The 1,416-nt window shown below is 73.4% G+C and carries 1 protein-coding gene and 2 pseudogenes; 1 reads left to right on the top strand and 2 read right to left on the bottom strand.

Features of this window, described 5'->3' with window-relative positions:
• A pseudogene (locus AB0L34_RS33860) lies at positions 1-104 on the bottom strand (XRE family transcriptional regulator); the annotation flags it as partial.
• A gap of 320 nt (positions 105-424) precedes the next feature.
• Here AB0L34_RS33860 and AB0L34_RS33855 point away from each other — a divergent pair.
• A complete protein-coding gene (locus tag AB0L34_RS33855) occupies positions 425-1,207 on the top strand; it encodes a hypothetical protein (RefSeq protein ID WP_187694483.1) in 783 nt (260 codons plus the stop codon).
• A 4-nt stretch (positions 1,208-1,211) separates the two neighbouring features.
• On the opposite strand, the pseudogene AB0L34_RS33850 reads toward AB0L34_RS33855, so the two are convergent.
• Positions 1,212-1,416, bottom strand: a pseudogene (locus AB0L34_RS33850) (hypothetical protein); the annotation flags it as partial.

The following is a 1,416-nucleotide window of genomic DNA, read 5'->3' as shown; positions in this document are numbered from 1 at the left end:
ATCAGCGTCGCCAACTGCTTCTTGGACAGCCCTCGGCCGGTCCGGTGCCGGGCAAGTTCCGCCGCGAACGAGTCCGCGGCACGCTCGATCGGTGAGGTCGTCATCAGCTTCCTCGTGGCGGGAAGCCCATTTTCACGTTGGGTGGCCGAACGTGTACGGAAACTGCCTCATATTCGACATACACCTTGACATCTGAACGGAGCGCATCGATCCTTACACCGTGCGTCGCCGTTTCCGGCGGCGTTTTTCGTCTTCCGGGCCGGGTAGTACGCGACCGGCGCCGGAGTGACCGGGACCTCCCCGCGACACCGCGACGTCACTTCCCCTCCCGCCGAGGGAGTGGTTAGGCTAGCCTTAGCTTCGGTCGACGGCACGCGCCGGCCGACAGGGCGACCAGACAGGGGACGGCCAGGTGACTGCGGTGATGCCGGGGCGCGACGCCGCCACCCCGTTCGCCCCGGTGACCGCGACCCTGCGCGCCATGTTCGGCACCGACGACCTGCCCGGGCTCGCGCCCGGCCTGCTGGTCCGCGACGAGCTGGACCGCTGGTCCCCGGCCGCCCGGCTGATCGACGGCACGCTGCTTCCCGAGTTCCTGACCCGCGCCGGCCGCCGCTGGGGCGGCACCCCGCACGCCTGTGCCGCGCTCGCGTGGAAGTCCTACAGCTACTGGACGGCGCTCCCAGCGGTGCTCGGCTGGGCGTCGGCCCGGCGGGTGCCGCTGCTCGACCCGGCCGACGTCCTCGTGCACTTCGAGGACCACCACCAGCTGCTCACGCTGGGGCTGCGCGCGTCCACCCCGGTGGCGGTGCTGCCCGGTGACCCGCTGGCGCTGGCCGGCGCGCCGGGTGTGGTCGTGGTGCCGGACGAGGCCGCGCTGCTCGGCGCGCTGCGCGCGTCCCTGCTCGACGCGCACTTCGCCCCGCTGATCGCCGCCATCCAGGGCGAGGTGCGGATCGGCACCCGTACGCTGCTCGGCTCGGTGGCCTCCGGCATCGCGCACGGCATCCTGCGCGCGGCGGACGCGCTGCCCGGCTCGTCCGTGGCGACCGTCGGCGCGCTGCTCGGCGCGCTCGACCTGAACGACCTGGTCGAACTGGTGCCCGGCCCGGCCGGCGAGCCGACAGTGCAGCGGCGCACCTGCTGCCTGGCGTTCACGCTGCCCCGGCCCAAGGTGTGCCAGGGCTGCTGCGTCCGCCAGGGCTGACGGGTCACTCGGCCAGCGGCCGGACGTCCCACAACCACACCCCGCCGGTACGGGTGGGCGTGATCCCGCTCAGCTCCGTCATCGCCCGGCGCAGCGCGTCGGCCTGCGGCAGCCGCGGGTCGAGGATCACCGCGCCGGCCCGCCAGTAGCGCAGGTCGTCGACGGCGGCCACCCGATCCTGCGGCGTGATCGGCGGAACCGCGTCGGTG

The sequence above is a fragment of the Micromonospora sp. NPDC052213 genome, from assembly GCF_040679695.1.
Classification (GTDB): domain Bacteria; phylum Actinomycetota; class Actinomycetes; order Mycobacteriales; family Micromonosporaceae; genus Micromonospora.
This window is presented reverse-complemented; position numbering and strand designations above follow the sequence as displayed.